Origin of the sequence: Rhizobium sp. BR 250 (assembly GCF_047445855.1) — a bacterium.
GTDB lineage: Bacteria > Pseudomonadota > Alphaproteobacteria > Rhizobiales > Rhizobiaceae > Agrobacterium > Agrobacterium tumefaciens_I.
On sequence record NZ_JARWKW010000007.1, the window covers coordinates 277,958 to 293,430 of the forward strand.

The 15,473-nt window shown below is 60.6% G+C and carries 13 protein-coding genes; 3 read left to right on the plus strand and 10 right to left on the minus strand.

What is annotated here, in order from left to right; translation table 11 throughout:
* Nucleotides 1-10: 10 nt before the first annotated feature.
* The 5 genes from QD336_RS14040 to QD336_RS14060 all read right to left on the minus strand — a co-directional run bounded on the left by QD336_RS14040 (nt 11) and on the right by QD336_RS14060 (nt 6,839).
* The gene (locus QD336_RS14040) at nt 11-883 is read right to left on the minus strand and encodes a carbohydrate ABC transporter permease (RefSeq protein ID WP_269345339.1); all 873 of its coding nucleotides are present in this window, start codon (nt 881-883) and stop codon (nt 11-13) included.
* 174 nt (nt 884-1,057) lie between these two features.
* Nucleotides 1,058-2,371: an ABC transporter substrate-binding protein gene (locus QD336_RS14045; RefSeq protein WP_269345336.1), complete on the minus strand. Its 1,314-nt coding sequence runs from the start codon at nt 2,369-2,371 to the stop codon at nt 1,058-1,060.
* Nucleotides 2,372-2,515: 144 nt separating this feature from the next.
* On the minus strand, nt 2,516-3,469 hold the full coding sequence (locus tag QD336_RS14050) for a sugar-binding transcriptional regulator (protein ID WP_269345333.1): 954 nt from the start codon (nt 3,467-3,469) through the stop codon (nt 2,516-2,518).
* A 307-nt stretch (nt 3,470-3,776) separates the two neighbouring features.
* Nucleotides 3,777-5,627, minus strand: a complete 1,851-nt coding sequence (locus QD336_RS14055; RefSeq protein WP_269345331.1) for an ABC transporter ATP-binding protein — start codon at nt 5,625-5,627, stop codon at nt 3,777-3,779.
* A 48-nt stretch (nt 5,628-5,675) separates the two neighbouring features.
* Nucleotides 5,676-6,839, minus strand: a complete 1,164-nt coding sequence (locus tag QD336_RS14060; protein ID WP_269345329.1) for a M20 aminoacylase family protein — start codon at nt 6,837-6,839, stop codon at nt 5,676-5,678.
* A 306-nt stretch (nt 6,840-7,145) separates the two neighbouring features.
* Between QD336_RS14060 and QD336_RS14065 the strand changes: the two genes are divergently transcribed.
* The 3 genes from QD336_RS14065 (at nt 7,146) to QD336_RS14075 (ending at nt 10,917) form a co-directional block, all read left to right on the plus strand.
* The gene (locus QD336_RS14065) at nt 7,146-8,855 is read left to right on the plus strand and encodes a peptide ABC transporter substrate-binding protein (RefSeq protein ID WP_269345327.1); all 1,710 of its coding nucleotides are present in this window, start codon (nt 7,146-7,148) and stop codon (nt 8,853-8,855) included.
* A 138-nt stretch (nt 8,856-8,993) separates the two neighbouring features.
* On the plus strand, nt 8,994-10,004 hold the full coding sequence (locus tag QD336_RS14070) for an ABC transporter permease (protein ID WP_269345325.1): 1,011 nt from the start codon (nt 8,994-8,996) through the stop codon (nt 10,002-10,004).
* Nucleotides 9,997-10,917: an ABC transporter permease gene (locus QD336_RS14075; protein ID WP_499171087.1), complete on the plus strand. Its 921-nt coding sequence runs from the start codon at nt 9,997-9,999 to the stop codon at nt 10,915-10,917. The genes QD336_RS14070 and QD336_RS14075 overlap by 8 nt, the downstream gene beginning before the upstream one ends.
* A 96-nt stretch (nt 10,918-11,013) precedes the next feature.
* Here QD336_RS14075 and QD336_RS14080 read toward each other — a convergent pair whose 3' ends face one another.
* The 5 genes from QD336_RS14080 to QD336_RS14100 all read right to left on the minus strand — a co-directional run bounded on the left by QD336_RS14080 (nt 11,014) and on the right by QD336_RS14100 (nt 15,319).
* Complete coding sequence (locus tag QD336_RS14080; protein ID WP_269345321.1) at nt 11,014-11,364, minus strand: ribbon-helix-helix domain-containing protein; 351 nt, start codon at nt 11,362-11,364, stop codon at nt 11,014-11,016.
* A 71-nt stretch (nt 11,365-11,435) separates the two neighbouring features.
* Entirely contained in the window at nt 11,436-12,002 is a 567-nt protein-coding gene (locus tag QD336_RS14085; RefSeq protein WP_269345320.1) for a DJ-1/PfpI family protein, read from the minus strand.
* Between the two features lie 97 nt (nt 12,003-12,099).
* Nucleotides 12,100-13,497: an amidase gene (locus QD336_RS14090; RefSeq protein ID WP_499171088.1), complete on the minus strand. Its 1,398-nt coding sequence runs from the start codon at nt 13,495-13,497 to the stop codon at nt 12,100-12,102.
* Between the two features lie 53 nt (nt 13,498-13,550).
* Entirely contained in the window at nt 13,551-14,372 is an 822-nt protein-coding gene (locus tag QD336_RS14095; protein WP_269345316.1) for an ABC transporter permease, read from the minus strand.
* Nucleotides 14,369-15,319, minus strand: a complete 951-nt coding sequence (locus tag QD336_RS14100) for an ABC transporter permease (protein WP_269345314.1) — start codon at nt 15,317-15,319, stop codon at nt 14,369-14,371. The genes QD336_RS14095 and QD336_RS14100 overlap by 4 nt, the downstream gene beginning before the upstream one ends.
* Nucleotides 15,320-15,473: the final 154 nt, after the last annotated feature.

Consider the following 15,473-nt stretch of genomic DNA (forward strand, 5'->3'; position numbering starts at 1 on the left):
TGTTTCCCCTTTACCGGTCGAGGTTCTTGCCAACGGCACGCATCAGGAAGATGGCGACGATATTGGCGAGGATGACGGCGATGATGCCGCCGGCCGAAGCACCGCCGACGTCGTAGCCCAATAGTGCGGTGCGATAGATGAGGAAGGCGAGGTTCGTGGAGGCATAGCCGGGGCCGCCATTGGTGGTGACGAGGATTTCCGCATAGACGCCGAGCAGGAAGATCGTCTGGATGAGAATGACGACGGTGATGGCGCGCGACAGATGCGGCAGGGTCAGGTAGATGAAGCGGTTGACGAAGTTGGCGCCATCCATCTCGGCGGCTTCCTTCTGCTCGCCATCGAGCGACTGCAGGGCGGTGAGCAGGATCAGCGTCGCGAACGGCAGCCATTGCCAGGCGACGATGATGATGATCGACAGCAGGGGAAACTGCGCGAACCAGTCGACCGGCTGGAAACCGAAGAAGCGGGCAAGATCGGCGAGCACGCCGTAACCCGGATGCATGATCATGTTCTTCCACACCAGTGCTGCGACAGGCGGCATGACGAAGAAGGGCGAGATGATCATGATGCGCACGATGCCCTGGCCGAAAATGTCATTGTCGAGCAAGAGCGCAATGGCGATGCCGCCGATGACGGTGATCGCAAGTACGCCGCCGACGATGACCAGCGTGTTCCAGATCGACTGGAAGAAGGCCGGGTCGGTGTAGAAATACTGGTAATTGAACAGACCGGCAAAGCTGACATTGGCCGGGTTGAGGAGATTGTAGTTCTGGAACGAGAACCACAACGTCATCGCCAGGGGCACGATCATCCACACCAGAAGCAAAAGCACCGAGGGCGCAAGCATCACCCGCGCTAACCCGCTCGTGTTTCGTGTTGCCATTGCACTCACCTCCCCTTGGGCCTGGGCGTCACGACATGCGCCCGGCATATCCGGAAGAACCGGCTCATTCTTGTTTTGATTTGAAAGGCTTAAACGCCGCCGTACATCCCGGTGGCCTCCAATCCCCAAGGTTCGCTGCCCGGCATTGGCGCCGGGCAGCGATCTTCGGGAGGATTACTTGATGTAACCGGCGCGGGTCATTTCACGCGTCGCGGTCGACTGGGCGCCCGCAAGCGCATCATCGACACTGGACTGGCCGGCAACCACCGCCGAGAACAGCTGACCGACCGTGGTGCCGAGCGCCTGGAATTCAGGGATCGCCACGAACTGACCACCGGTATAAGGCACCGGCTTTACAGTCGGCTTGGTGATGTCGGCGGCATCCATGGCGGCAAGCGTCGGCTTGGCGAAGGCGGCTGCCTTTTCATAGTCGGCATTCTTGTAAAGCGAGGTGCGGGTGCCCGGAGGCACGTTTGCCCAGCCTTCCTTGGAAGCGACAAGCGCGGTATAGTCCTTGCTGGTTGCCCAGGAAATGAACTTTTCAGCCGCTTCCGACTTCTGCGAGCTCTTCGGGATCGCGAGGTTCCACGACCACAGCCAGTTGCCGTGGTTCTTCAGCTCGCCATGGGTCGGGAAGATAGCGTAACCGACCTTGTCGGCAACGGTGGAATCCTTCGGGTTGGAGACGAAGGAAGCAGCTACCGTGGCGTCGATCCACATGCCGCACTTGCCCTGCTGGAACAGCGTCAGGTTTTCGTTGAAACCGTTGGAGGAAGCACCGGACGGGCCGGCATCCTTCATCAGATCGACATAAAACTGCAGCGAGCTTTTCCATTCCGGCTGGTCGAACTGCGGCTTCCAGTTTTCATCGAACCAGCGGCCACCGAAGGAATTGGTGAGCGCGCTGATGAAGGCCATGTTCTCGCCCCAGCCGGCCTTGCCGCGCAGGCAGATGCCGTTGATATCCGCCTTGCGGTCGGTGATCTTGCGGGCGGCATCGCCGATGAATTCCCAGGTCGGGCTATCCGGCATCTTCAGGCCGGCTTTTTCGAACAGGTCCTTGCGGTACATGATCATGGCGGATTCGCCATAGAACGGCGCCGCATAAAGCTTGCCTTCCATGGAAAGACCGCCGCGGATCGCCGGCAGCAGATCGTCGACGTCATATTTGTCGCCGAGCTTTTCGAGCGGCAGCAGCCAGCCCTGCTTGGCCCAGATCGGCACTTCGTAATTGCCGATGGTCATGATGTCATATTGGCCGCCATTGGTGGCGATATCGGTCGTCACGCGCTCACGCAGGACGTTTTCTTCGAGCGTCACCCATTCGACCTTGATGTCGGGGTTCTTGGCGGTGAAGTCGGAGGTCAGACCCTGCATGCGGATCATGTCACCGTTGTTCACGGTCGCGATCGTCAGCGTCTCGGCGGAAGCAAGGGTCGAAAAGGCGAGTGCCGAGCATGCGCCCAGCAAAATGGTCTTCAATGTCATATCTTCCTCCCAGAAGAAAAATGATGAGCATTCGCTTTGCTCTAGGGCATTTACTCACCTCATAAGCAAAAAAGTCAAGCGACATCCTGTGCTGCGGCGCACATGGAAAAATCAACCATCTGATTTTATTGATTTAATTTTTGCTCAGTGTGTGAGCAAATATTCGCTCGTCGCTTCGTCGGTGATGAGACCGTTCAGCAGACCACCTCTCAGCGCCGCCAGAATCGAAGCATTCTTGCGGGTGCCCTGCGCCATGCCGATGACCGTGCAGGTCTCCCGTGACGGAATAGGAACGGAGGCGACGCGCTCGTTGACGGAGTGCTCGAGAATGCGGCCATCGGCATCATACATCCAGCCGCAAATCTCGCCGACCGCGCCGCTGGCCATCAGGGCCTTCATCTCATCCACGCCGAGGAAACCATCAACGCAGAGCGGCGCGTTTTCGCCGAGTTCACCGACACCGACGAAGGTGACATCGGCGGCGGCCCCCAGCGCCAGCGTGGAGCGCACCATGGACTGGTCGTGCAGCAGTTCCCGCTCCTCGGCCGATGAGCAGAGCACCGGCAGCGGCATCGGGAAATGCCGCGCCTTGATGGCATCGGCCATGCTGAAGATGACGTTGTAATAGGCGGCCGATCCATCCGGCCCGATATTGCCGGTCAGCGACACGATACGGTGTTGCGGGCATTCCATCGGCGGCAGCTGATCCACAGCAGCCTTCAAGGTGCGGCCGGTGCCGATAGCAAGCACGATTGGATCGGCGTTTTTCAGCCAGCGCTCGATTTCCGCCGCCCCGGCTTCGGCAATGCCGACCGTGGAGGAGACGCCGGCCGGATCGCTCGGCACCACCTCGATATATTTGAGATCGAATTTTTCCTTCAGCCGTTCGGCTTTTTCCAGACAGGCGGCGATGGGGTGATCGAGCCGCACCTTGATCAGCCGCTCGGCGACGGCCAGCGACACGAGCCGCTGCGCCGACTGCCGGGAAATGCCCATGGTGGCGGCGATCTCATCCTGCGTGCGGCCGGCGACATAATAAAGCCAGCCGGCACGGGCCGCATCGTCCAGCCGTCCATGTGCGTCGTTTCGTCTGGCCATGCCGCTGCCCTTTGAGAATTATGCCTGCGCATTTGCTGGCATTTTTTTGCGCCGGCTGTCAAACGGGGAGCATGCGAAAGCGAGCGTTTGGCCGACTGAAAACCATCTGGCACGACGGTGCGGCGCGTTTCTTCTCCCCGCCGGGGAGAAGGTGGCCCGAGTGTCGGATGAGGGGGAAACGCCAGCGGTAGATCGAGAGCTTGCCCCCTCATCCCGCTGCCGCGACCTTCTCCCCGGCGGGGAGAAGAAATGCGCGGCAACCACTCGCTCCCTTACCAGCGGTCAACCCGAAGCCGCCACCATTCGATCACGCAGCTTCCTGCACCAGATGCCCTGCCGAAACCTCGCGGTAATGCCGCTGCGGCGGCACATAGTCCACCGGGCGGATCGGGCTTTTGATCTCGTCCGTCGCCATGTTGCGCCGGATCTGCCGCCGCGCCGGGTCCGGCACAGGAACGGCCGACATCAGCTTTTTCGTATAGGGATGCTGCGGATTGTCGAAGACGGCGGCACGCGGGCCGATCTCCACGATCTCGCCAAGATACATCACGGCGACACGATGGCTGACGCGTTCCACCACCGCCATGTCATGGGAAATGAACAGGAAGGCGAGGTTGAGGCTCTGCTGCAGGTCCAGCAGCAGGTTGCAGACCTGCGCCTTGATGGAGACATCGAGCGCCGAGACCGCCTCATCGGCGACGATCACCTTGGGATCGAGCATCAGCGAGCGGGCAATGGCGATACGCTGGCGCTGGCCGCCGGAAAACTCATGCGGGAAACGTTTCATCATGTCCGGGTTGAGACCGACCTTTTCAAGGAGGTCCGCCGCCTTGTCGCGCGCCTGCTGCTTGGCTCCGAGGCGGTGTTCGATAAAGGGTTCCATGATCGCCGTGCCGATGCTCATGCGCGGATCGAGCGACGCGAAGGGGTCCTGAAAGATCATCTGCACGCTGCGGCGCATGGTGCGCAACGTCGTCCGGTCGAGTTTCAGCACCTCGTAACCATCCAGCGTGACATTGCCCGATGTGGGCTCGATCAACCGGGTGATCGACCGACCCGTGGTCGACTTGCCGCAGCCAGATTCGCCGACCAACGACAGGGTTTCACCCTCCGCCAGATCGAAGGAGACCTTCTCCACCGCATGCACGGCGCCGGATTTGCGGCCGAACAGGCCGGAACGGATATCGAAACGTGTCGTCAGGTCCTTGACCGACAGAATGGGCGTCTTGCCGCCGGACACCGTGTCCTTCGTCTCCACCACCGGCTGGCTCTCACCGGTCTTGATATCGATGATCGGGAAACGGGCAGGCAGCACCCGAGACCGCATCGAGCCGAGCTTCGGCACCGCTGAAAGCAGCGCCCGTGTGTAAGGATGGTGGCCGCGGTGGAAGATATCATCGGTCGTGCCGGTTTCCACCACATCGCCGCGGAACATGACGATGGTGCGATCCGACACCTCCGCCACCACGCCCATATCATGGGTGATGAACAAGACCGACATGCCCTCCTCTTCCTGCAATTGCTTGATGAGGTCGAGTATCTGGCCCTGAATTGTGACGTCGAGCGCCGTCGTCGGCTCGTCGGCAATCAGCAGTTTCGGCCTGGAGGCAAGCGCCATGGCGATCATCACGCGCTGGCGCATGCCGCCCGAGAACTGATGCGGATAATCGTCGAAACGGTTCTTCGCATTGGGAATGCGGACCTTTTCCAAGAGGCGGATGACCTCAGCGCGCGCGGCGGAAGAGGAAATATCCTGATGCACGGTAAGTGCTTCGGCGATCTGCTTGCCGATCGGGAAGATCGGGTTGAGGCTGGTCATCGGCTCCTGGAAGATCATCGAAATGTCCTTGCCACGAACCTTGCGCATCTCCTCTTCCGGCAGCGCCAGCAGATCGCGCCCGCCGAGCATGACCTTGCCTTCGATGCGGCTCGTCTTTTTATCAAGCAGCCGCATGATGGACAGCGACGTCACGCTCTTGCCCGAGCCGCTTTCACCAACGATCGCCACCGTTTCACGCGGCGCGATCTCGAAACTCATGTTGCGGACGACGGATTTCCAGCCGCCATCGACGCGGAAGGAGGTGGTGAGATTCTGAACCGACAGAACCGGGCTTACCGAACCGCCGGTCTGTTCCATGGATGTTGCCGCCAAAAGCATGCCGATCTCCTGAAAAGCAGAAGGCGGCCACGCGGGCCGCCGGATGTCTTATGCAGCAAGTGCGGTTTCGGCCATCGAAACCCAGTAGCTGATGCCGTATGGCAGCGCGTCATCGTTGAAATCGTAAGCCGCATTGTGCAGCCCGGCCGTATCGCCGTTACCGATGAAGATGAAGGCGCCGGGGCGCGCTTCCAGCATGTAGGAAAAATCCTCCGCCCCCATATGCGGGTTGGGATTGGTGTTGACGGCGTTCGCACCCGCCACGCCCATGGCTACGCCGGTCGCGAATTCGGTCTCGTCGCTGTGGTTGAAGGTGACGGGATAACCGCGATCATATTTCACCTCGGCCGTCGCGCCATGCGCCATGGCGGTGGCTGTCGCTACTTCCTTCAGGCGCTTTTCGGCGAAATCGCGGGTTTCCGGCAGAAGCGTGCGCACCGTGCCCGTCAGCGTCACGGAACCGGGAATGACGTTGGAGGCCGTGCCGCCATGGGTAGTGGCCACGGTGACGACCAGCGATTTCAACGGGTCCGTCTCGCGCGAGACGATGGATTGCAGGGCGATGATGATATAGGCCGAGGTCAGAACCGGATCGACGGAAAGATGCGGCGCGGCCGCGTGGCTGCCCTTGCCGGTAATCGTGATTTCGAAAGCATCCGCCGCCGCCATGGTGGAACCCTTGCGGATGGCGAACTGCCCGACCGGGATACCCGGCTCGTTATGCATGCCATAGACCTGCGAAATGCCGAATTTCTCCATCATGCCGTCATTCAGCATGGCGAGAGCGCCTGCCCCGCCCTCTTCGGCCGGCTGGAAGATGACCGCGACGGAACCCTTGAAATTGCGGGACTCGGCCAGATATTGCGCCGCGCCCAGAAGCATGGCGGTGTGCCCGTCGTGACCGCAGGAATGGGCCTTGCCCGGTGTCTTCGAAGACCAAGGCTTGCCGCTGGTCTCGAGGATCGGCAGGGCGTCCATGTCGGAGCGGAAACCGATGGTCGGGCCGTCCCCGTGCCGGCCCTTGATGATGCCCACCACGCCGGTCTTGCCGATACCGGTCTCCACCACGTCGCAGCCGAAGGATTTCAGTTTCTCGGCCACGAATTTCGATGTTTCGAAGACATCATAGAGCAGTTCCGGGTGCTCGTGCAGGTGACGCCTCCAGCCGGCCACGTCTTCCTGCATTTCAGCCACACGGTTCAATATCGGCATTCTCTTTTTCCCTTTTTTTGTTCCCCGCCGGGTTGTCGGAAAACATATTGCGTTTGGAATTTCTCCTTTTGCAAGCAGGAAATTCTCTACATGGGCGAAAAATAGGCCCAAAACTGAATGGCTCAAATTTTGTTCACAAAAGCGACATTGGGACTTGCTTTTAAAAAAAACTGACAATAGCATCATCGGTAATGATGGAATATTCATTAGCAAAGTCAAACACTTAAAATAAAAGACCTTGCATTTGACGACGGGAAAAGCGTCAAACATTCGAATAGATAAAATCCAAAAAAGGGGAAAACCACGATGAAGAAGCGCAGCGTTCTCTTTGCCAGCACGGTGGCGGCGATGGCTTTCGCAGGCTCTGCCGCCCATGCCGAGCGTGGCAGTGACGGCGAATTGAAAATCCTGTTCTGGCAGGCTGTATCGACACTCAACCCTTATCTTTCGGGTGGCACGAAAGAGATCTACAGCTCGTCCATGGTGATCGAACCGCTGGCGCGCTACGACGAAAAGGGCGAGCTGGTGCCGATGCTGGTCACCGAGATTCCGACGGTCGACAATGGCGGCGTCGCGAAGGATCTGCTCAGCATGACGTGGAAGCTGAAAAGCGACGTCAAATGGTCAGACGGCACGCCCTTCACCGCCGAAGACGTGATTTTCTCGTGGAAATATTGCACCGCTCCGGATGGCGGCTGCGCGCAGGCGGCACAATATGAAGGCGTGAAGAATGTCGAGGCCATCGACGCCCACACCGTCAAGGTCAGCTTCACCGAACCGAAACCCTACCCCTATTCCGCCTTCGTCGGAGCGCAATCGCCCGTCATCCAGAAGAAGCAGTTCGAAAAATGCGTCGGCGCCGCCGCACCCGGCTGCACATCCGCCAATTTCGGCCCCATCGGCACCGGCCCCTTCGTGGTCAAGGATTTCAAGCCGAATGATGTCATCAGCTTCGTCGCCAACCCCAATTACCGCGATCCGGCCAAGCCCGCCTTTGCCACCGCGACGCTGAAGGGCGGCGGCGACGCCGCTTCCGCCGCGCGCGCCGTGCTGGAAACCGGCGAATTCGATTACGCCTGGAACATGCAGGTGGAGCCGGAAATCCTGGCCACCATGGTGGCTGCCGGCAAGGGCAAGCTGGAAACCGCCTTCGGCACGCAGGTCGAGCGTATCAATCTCAACTGGTACAATGCCGATCCTTCTCTGGGCGACAAGCGCTCCACCAAAGAGGGCGGCCCGCACCCTGCCCTTTCCGACCCCGCCGTGCGCCGGGCGCTCTCACTCGCCATCGACCGCGACGTGATCGATGAGGCCGGTTACGGTGAAGCCGGCAAACCGACCTGCAACATCGTGCCGGCGCCGGAAGCCGTCGCCTCCACCAAGAATGACAGCTGGTGCCTGAAGCAGGATGTGGATGGCGCAAACAAGCTGCTGGACGATGCCGGCTGGGTGAAAGGCGCCGACGGCATTCGCGCCAAGAATGGCGTGAAACTCTCCTTCCTTTACCAGACCTCCACCAATTCGGTTCGCCAGGCCACGCAGGAACTGGTGAAGGACATGTGGTCGCAGATCGGCGTTGCCTCCGAACTGCGCAATGTCAGCGCCTCGGTCTTCTTCGGCGGTGACCCGGCCAGCCCGGACACCTTCCAGAAGTTCTATGCCGATGTCGAAATGTACACCAACAATTTCGACGGCACCGACCCGGAGAAATATCTGGCGGAATGGCTGTGCGACAAGATCCCCGCCCCTCAAAACGGCTGGCAGGGCCAGAATATTCCGCGTTATTGCAACCCGGAATTTGACAAGCTGGTGGGCGAACTCTCCAAGACCGCCGAGCTTACCAAGCGCGCGGAGATTTCCAAGCAGCTCAATGACATGCTGACGGAGGAAGGCGCGCATATTCCGCTCATCCACCGCGGCAGTGTCTCCTCGCATTCGCTGACGCTGGAAGGCGTTCGCATGAATGCCTGGGATTCCGAACTCTGGAACGTCGCGGACTGGTCCCGCAAGAAATAACACGCAGATGTGCCGGCTTCCCAGGGGGAGCCGGCCTTTTGCATGCCCTGGACCATGATCTGAAGACACATTGGCCGCGTCCCTGCGAAAACACTCCCGATTTTCGCCCTGCCGCGCTCTGGGTCTGGAGAGTTTCAGATGTTTACCTTTACGCTCCGGCGGCTTGCCTTTGCCGTACCGACGTTGCTCGTCATCAGCTTCGTCATCTTCGCGCTGCTCGATCTCGCGCCCAACGACCCGACCGGCGATCTGCCGCTCACCATTCCGCCCGAGGTGCGCGAACAGATCCGCGCCTCGCTTGGCCTCGACCAGCCCTTCTTCGTCCGTTACCTGATGTGGCTGCAGCAATTCTTCATCAACGAGCCGCTGAACCTCTTTGAAAAGCTGACCGGCTGGCAGATCGGCGATGGCAGCCGCATGCGGGTGCTCTCCTGGGCGACACGCAGCCCGGTGGTCGATCTCGTCATCCAGCGCATGCCGCAGACGCTTTGGGTGGTAGGCCTTGCCTATCTGTTCGGCGCGCTGCTGGCGATCCCGATCGGTGTCATCTCCGCCTACAAGCAATATTCGATCTTCGACCAGATCGGCACCTTCGTTTCCATGGTCGGTTATTCGGTGCCGACCTTCTTCACCGGCGTGCTGCTGGTCGTCATCTTCAGCTCCTATCTGCAATGGTTCCCTTCCGTTTACGACACCAATCTGCAGGTCAGGGACTGGGCAAGTTTCGTGGCGCAGGTGAAGCAGATGTTCCTGCCGGTGCTGGTGCTGACGCTCTACAACGTCTCGCAGATCAGCCGCTTCGTGCGCGCCTCCATGCTCGACAATCTGCATCAGGATTATGTGCGCACGGCGCGCGCCAAGGGCGTGAAGGAAAAATCCGTGCTGCTCGTGCATGTGCTGCGCAACAGCCTGATCCCGGTCGTGACCGTCATTGCGCTCGGCGTGCCGACGATCTTTTCCGGCGCCATCATCACCGAGCAGATTTTCCGCGTGAACGGGCTTGGCCAATTGCTGATCACCGCCGTTCAGGGTGCGGATATTCCGCTGGTGCAGACGCTGACCTTCATTTTCGCGGTGCTGATCGTGCTCTTCAACCTGATTGCCGACGTGCTGTACGGCATTCTCGACCCGAGGATCCGCTATGACTGACGCCACCATCGCAGCGCCGACGGTTGCTCCCTCGCCCACGCAATCCGCCCTTGCCGATATCTGGAAACAGTTCCGCGTTCACAAGGGCGGCGTGGCGGGGCTCTTCGTCTTCGCCTTCATCCTGCTTGCGGTCTATGTCGGCCCCTATATCCACACCGTGGCACCCAACGCCATCAACGTGAAGGCGCGCAACCAGTGGCCGTCGCTGGCCCATCCCTTCGGCACCGACAATCTCGGCAAGGACATGCTGGCACAGGTTCTGGCGGGTGGGCGCATCTCGCTTGCCGTCGGCATTACCGCCATGCTGCTGGCGCTGTTTCTCGGCACGCTGGTGGGGGTGCTATCAGGTTATTTCCGAAATCTGGACGGCCCGCTGATGCGGCTCACCGACCTGTTCCTGGCCCTGCCGCTCCTGCCGCTGCTGCTCGTCATCCTGATGCTGTTTCGCGATACGCTGCGCGCAGCCTTCGGGCCGGAAACCGGCATCTTCATCCTGATCGTCTTCGTGATCGGGATAACCAGCTGGATGCATACCGCCCGTATCGTGCGCGGCGATGTGCTGACGATCAAAAGCCAGGAATTCATCATGGCGGCGAAATCGAGCGGCATGCGCGAATATCGCATCATTATCAGGCACATCCTGCCGAATGTTCTGAGTTCGATCATGGTATCCGCCACGCTCGGCATCGCCGCCGCCATCATCACGGAATCGGCGCTCTCCTTCCTAGGCCTCGGCTTCCCCTCCGACTTTCCGACCTGGGGACGGCTGCTCTTCGATGGCGCCAACTTCCTGCAATTGACGCCATCGCGCGTGCTGTGGCCGGGGCTGGCGATTTCACTGACGGTTCTGAGCGTCAACTATATCGGCGATGCCGTGCGTGATGCGCTCGACCCAAGGGCGTTGAAGAGCTGAGGAGACGGCCGATCGGAGGGTGATGATAAGACGTAAGAACTCTCCACGTCATCCTCGGGCTTTTCCCGAGGATGACGTGGAGCATACGGTGACTAGTTAGTGGTAATTCGCCTTCTCCGCATCGAGAATGCTGTCCGCATCCAGTGCCGCAATCGGAATATCTGTCCGCGCCGGAATATCGCCGGAAAGCTGAAGCGCGAGATAACGCCCGCAGCAGACCCGCAGGAACGAGGTGAAGTTGCCGAGATCATGCCCGGCATCGATCGATTCATTATAAAGCTTGGCGATGAGCTGGACACTGTTCATGCCATCGCGCCGCGCGATCTCATCCAGTGTCGTCCAGAAGAAGTTTTCAAGCCGCACGCTCGTGACCATGCCATCGATCCTGAGCGACCGGGTATGGCTTTCCCAAAGCGTCGGGTCTGCCTTGATGAAGAGCTTGCACATGGTTTCCTCCCTCACCACGCTCAAAAACATAAGCGGAAAACGGGGCCGGAAAAAGCCCCGTTTTGCCGGTCTTATTTGCCGAGCACCGCCATGAATTGCGAAAGCCAGGCCGGATGCGCCGGCCATGCGGGCGCCGTCACCAGCTTGCCGTCGGTAACGGCGGCATCGATGGCGATATCGGCATAGGTGCCGCCCGCCTGTTCCACTTCCGGGCGGCAGGCGGGATAGGCCGAGCAGGTGCGGCCCTTCAGGACACCGGCCGCCGCCAGCAATTGCGCGCCATGGCAGACGGCCGCGACAGGCTTGTCAGCCTCGAAGAAATGTTTCACGGCAGCGAGCACATCCGCATTGAGCCGCAGATATTCCGGCGCACGCCCGCCCGGAATGACCAGCGCATCGTAATCCGCAACCTTGATATCGGCGAAGGTGGCGTTGAGCGCGAAATTATGGCCGCGCTTTTCAGAATAGGTCTGGTCACCCTCGAAATCATGGATTGCCGTGGCAATCGTCTGGCCCGCTTTCTTGCCAGGGCAGACGGCATGGACCGTATGGCCGACCGCAAGCAGGGTCTGGAACGGCACCATGGTCTCATAATCCTCGGCGAAATCGCCGGCGATCATCAAAATCTTCTTCGGCATGTTTGCTCCTCCCGTTTTTAAATGCCTGCAGGCACTCTAGCAGTGTGGGGCAAAGCACGGGTATTATCGCTATACTACAAGGCCGATAATGGCGGGATTAGCGGCCCTGCGGCGGCTCCGGCCAGCGCCGCACACCGCCGCCCCATGCCTCAAAGGCTCTGGAAAGCTTCAGCACGAACAGATCCTCATAACGCGGACCGACGATCTGCAAGCCAATCGGCATTCCCGATCTAGAGAAGCCGCAATTGATCGAGGATGCCGGCTGTTCCGACATGTTCCACAGCACGGTAAACGCGATATGTTCGAAGGGTCGTTCGGGATCATTGGTGGGCGAAGCCCAGTCGGCAGGATAGGAGACGATGGGGTTGACGGGTGAAATAACAACATCAACAGACTGCATCAACCGACTGCAAACTTTACGCATTTCCATGGTCTGATTGAAACCGAAAACGGCACGCGCACCGGAAACATCCGCGCCTTTCTGCGCCCAGTCGTGAATATAGGGAAGGATCGCCGCGCGGCGCTCGGCGCTCAGCGCCGCCATATCGCCCCAGAATTTCGCGCGCCAGAAATCGTCCAGCCCATCCAGCATCTCCCGTGTCAGCACCGGCTCGACCGGGATGATGATGGCGCCCGCCGCTTCGAACAGTTTAGCGGCGGAAAGCACGGCATCGCGCACCTCTTCATCCAGCGGCAGGCCGCAGCCGGCATCCAGCATCAGGCCGATTTTCAGGCCCTTCACATCGATGTCGAGATCCATCCAGTCGATGGTGTTGGGTGGCAGCGATGTGCCATCGCGCCAGTCCGGGCGCGAAAGCGTCGCCATCGCATAGGCCGCGTCGGCGACGGTGCGGGTCATCGGCCCGGCGCAGCGGCCGGTATAATAGGGATCGACCGGAATGCGGCCCTGGCTCGGCTTGAAACCGAAGAGCCCGGTCCACCCGGCCGGCAGCCGCACAGAGCCACCAATATCCGTGCCGATATGCAGCGTGCCATAACCCGCAGCGCCCGCCGAAGCCGCCCCGGCGCTGGAGCCGCCGGGGTTCTGGGTGGGGTCCCACGGGTTGCGGCTGAGCTTGTGGAAGCTGGAAAGGCCGGAGGAGAGCATGCCGTAATCCGGGCAGGTCGTCTTGGCGTAGAGGATCGCCCCGTCTTCCCGGCAACGGGCGGCGACCGGCGCATCATCGAGAGCCGGAACCAGTTCCACCGCCTTTGTGCCGAGCGGCACGGGATGGCCTTTGGTGGCGATGAGTTCCTTTAACGATACCGGAAGCCCATCGAGAGCACCGAGCGTTTCGCCTCTATACCAGCGCTGCGTCGAAGCCTCTGCCTGCCTGCGGGCATCTTCCGGGTCATAGGCATAAAGCGCATTCACCGTCGGTTCGAAAGCCTCGATCCGCGCCTCCACCGCCAGCCAATATTCCGAGGGCGAAAGCTTCCTTTCCCGATAAAGCGCCAGGATTTCGAGCGTGTTGAGGTCTATGAGATCGGTCATGGCATCGTCTCGTCACAAAAACAGGAAATAGGGGCAATATCGGCTTGAAGCGGTCAGCTGGTATCGCGCGGGTCCAGCAGATCACGCAGGCCATCACCGAGAAGGTTGAGGCCGAAGACGGCGAGCGCAATGGCAAGGCCCGGCATGATGGCAAGCCAGGGGGCCGCGCCGAGATAGGTCTGGGCATCCGCCAGCATCCGTCCCCAGGTGGCGGCGGGTGGCGGCATGCCGAGACCGAGGAAGGAAAGGCCAGCCTCCGTCAATATCGCAAGACCGAGCTGGATCGTCACCTGCACGATGATCTGGTTGGAAATATTCGGCACGATATGGAAAAGCGTGATCTTGGCCCGGTTCTGGCCGATGCTGGTGGCGGCGGTGATATATTCCCGCGCCCAGATTTGTAAGGCCGCCCCCAGCGTCAGCCGGGCAAAGACCGGCACCATGAAGGTGGCGATGGCGATGATGGCGGTGAAACGCCCCGTGCCGATGAATGCGCCGAGCATCATGGCTGACAGGATCGGCGGCACGGCGAAGATGATGTCGCAGATGCGCATGACCACGGTTTCAGTAAAGCCGCGCAGGGCTGCGACCGCAACACCGATCGCCGTGCCGATAAAGGCGCCGATGGCGACGGCGGCAATGGCGGTGGAGAGCGAATTCCACGCACCGGCCATCAGCATGGAAAGCACATCGCGGCCGAAATGATCCGTACCGAGGCCGCCATAAACGAAAGGCGATTTCAGTTTCTGCACGATCTGCATCTTGGTCGGCGAAACCGGCGTCCAGACCAGCGACAAAAGGGCGACGGCGACGAGAAAGGTGGTGACGGCGATGCCGACGACGAAGGCCGGGCGGCGGCGGAGCAATCGCATCATCGTGCACCTGCCCGCAATCTCGGATCGATGAAGAGATAGGCGATATCGACCACGAAATTCATGATGATAACCAGCGCCGAGAAGAACAGCACGACGGATTGCATCACCACGATATCCCGCTGCGTCAGTGCCTGATAGGCAAGCCGCCCGAGACCCGGCAGGTTGAAGACATTTTCTACCAGCACAGCACCGGCGATGAGGAAGGTGAATTGCAGGCCGATCATGGTGACGACGGGGATCATCGCGTTCGGCACCGCATGCCGCCACAGCGCCACCCGCTCGCTCAAGCCCTTGGCGCGGGCGGTACGCACGAAATCCTCATTCATCACCTCCAGCACGGCGGAGCGGCAGACGCGGGTGAGAACGCCGGCCTGCGACAGCGCGAGCGCGATTGCCGGCAGCACCAGCGCCGTGAGAGCGGCCGAAAAGCTCGGTGCCCAGCCGGGAAACCCGCCGGCCGGCATCCAGCCGAGCGTGGTGGAAAACACGATGATGAGCAGCAGCCCGACCCAGAAACCCGGCACGGCGATGCCCACATGGGAAAACAGCCCGGCCGCAAAATCCAGCGCCCCGTTGCGGTTCTTCGCCGCCGCGACGCCGAGCGGAATGGCAATAGTGACGGACAGGCAGATGGCAAGCAGCGCAAGCGGCAGGGTGACGGCCAGCCGTTCGATGATCAGCCCCGCCACCGGCACGCCATAGGTATAGGATTGCCCGAGATCACCCCGGAAGACCCCGGCAAGCCAGTGGAGGTAACGCAGCGGCAAGGGCTGGTCGAGACCCATCTGCTTTTGCAGGGCGGCCAGCGTATCCGGGCTTGCCGAAGTGCCGAGCATGATGGCGGCCGGATCCCCCGGCAGCAGGCCCATGACCAGATAGATGATGAGGGAGACGGCAAACAGCGTGATGACGAGGCTTACGAGACGCCGGATGAGGACGGCTAACATCTGGCATCTTCTCCTTGCGTGGTTCTGTTTGCTTTGGCGTCCGCCACTCTCGTCCCCGTCATTCCGGCCTTGAGCCGGAATCCAGCCGTCGCGCGTCTGCGCGGCGAAAAGAGCCTTTTCAGCCCAAGGACTTGGGCTGGACTGGATGCCGGAT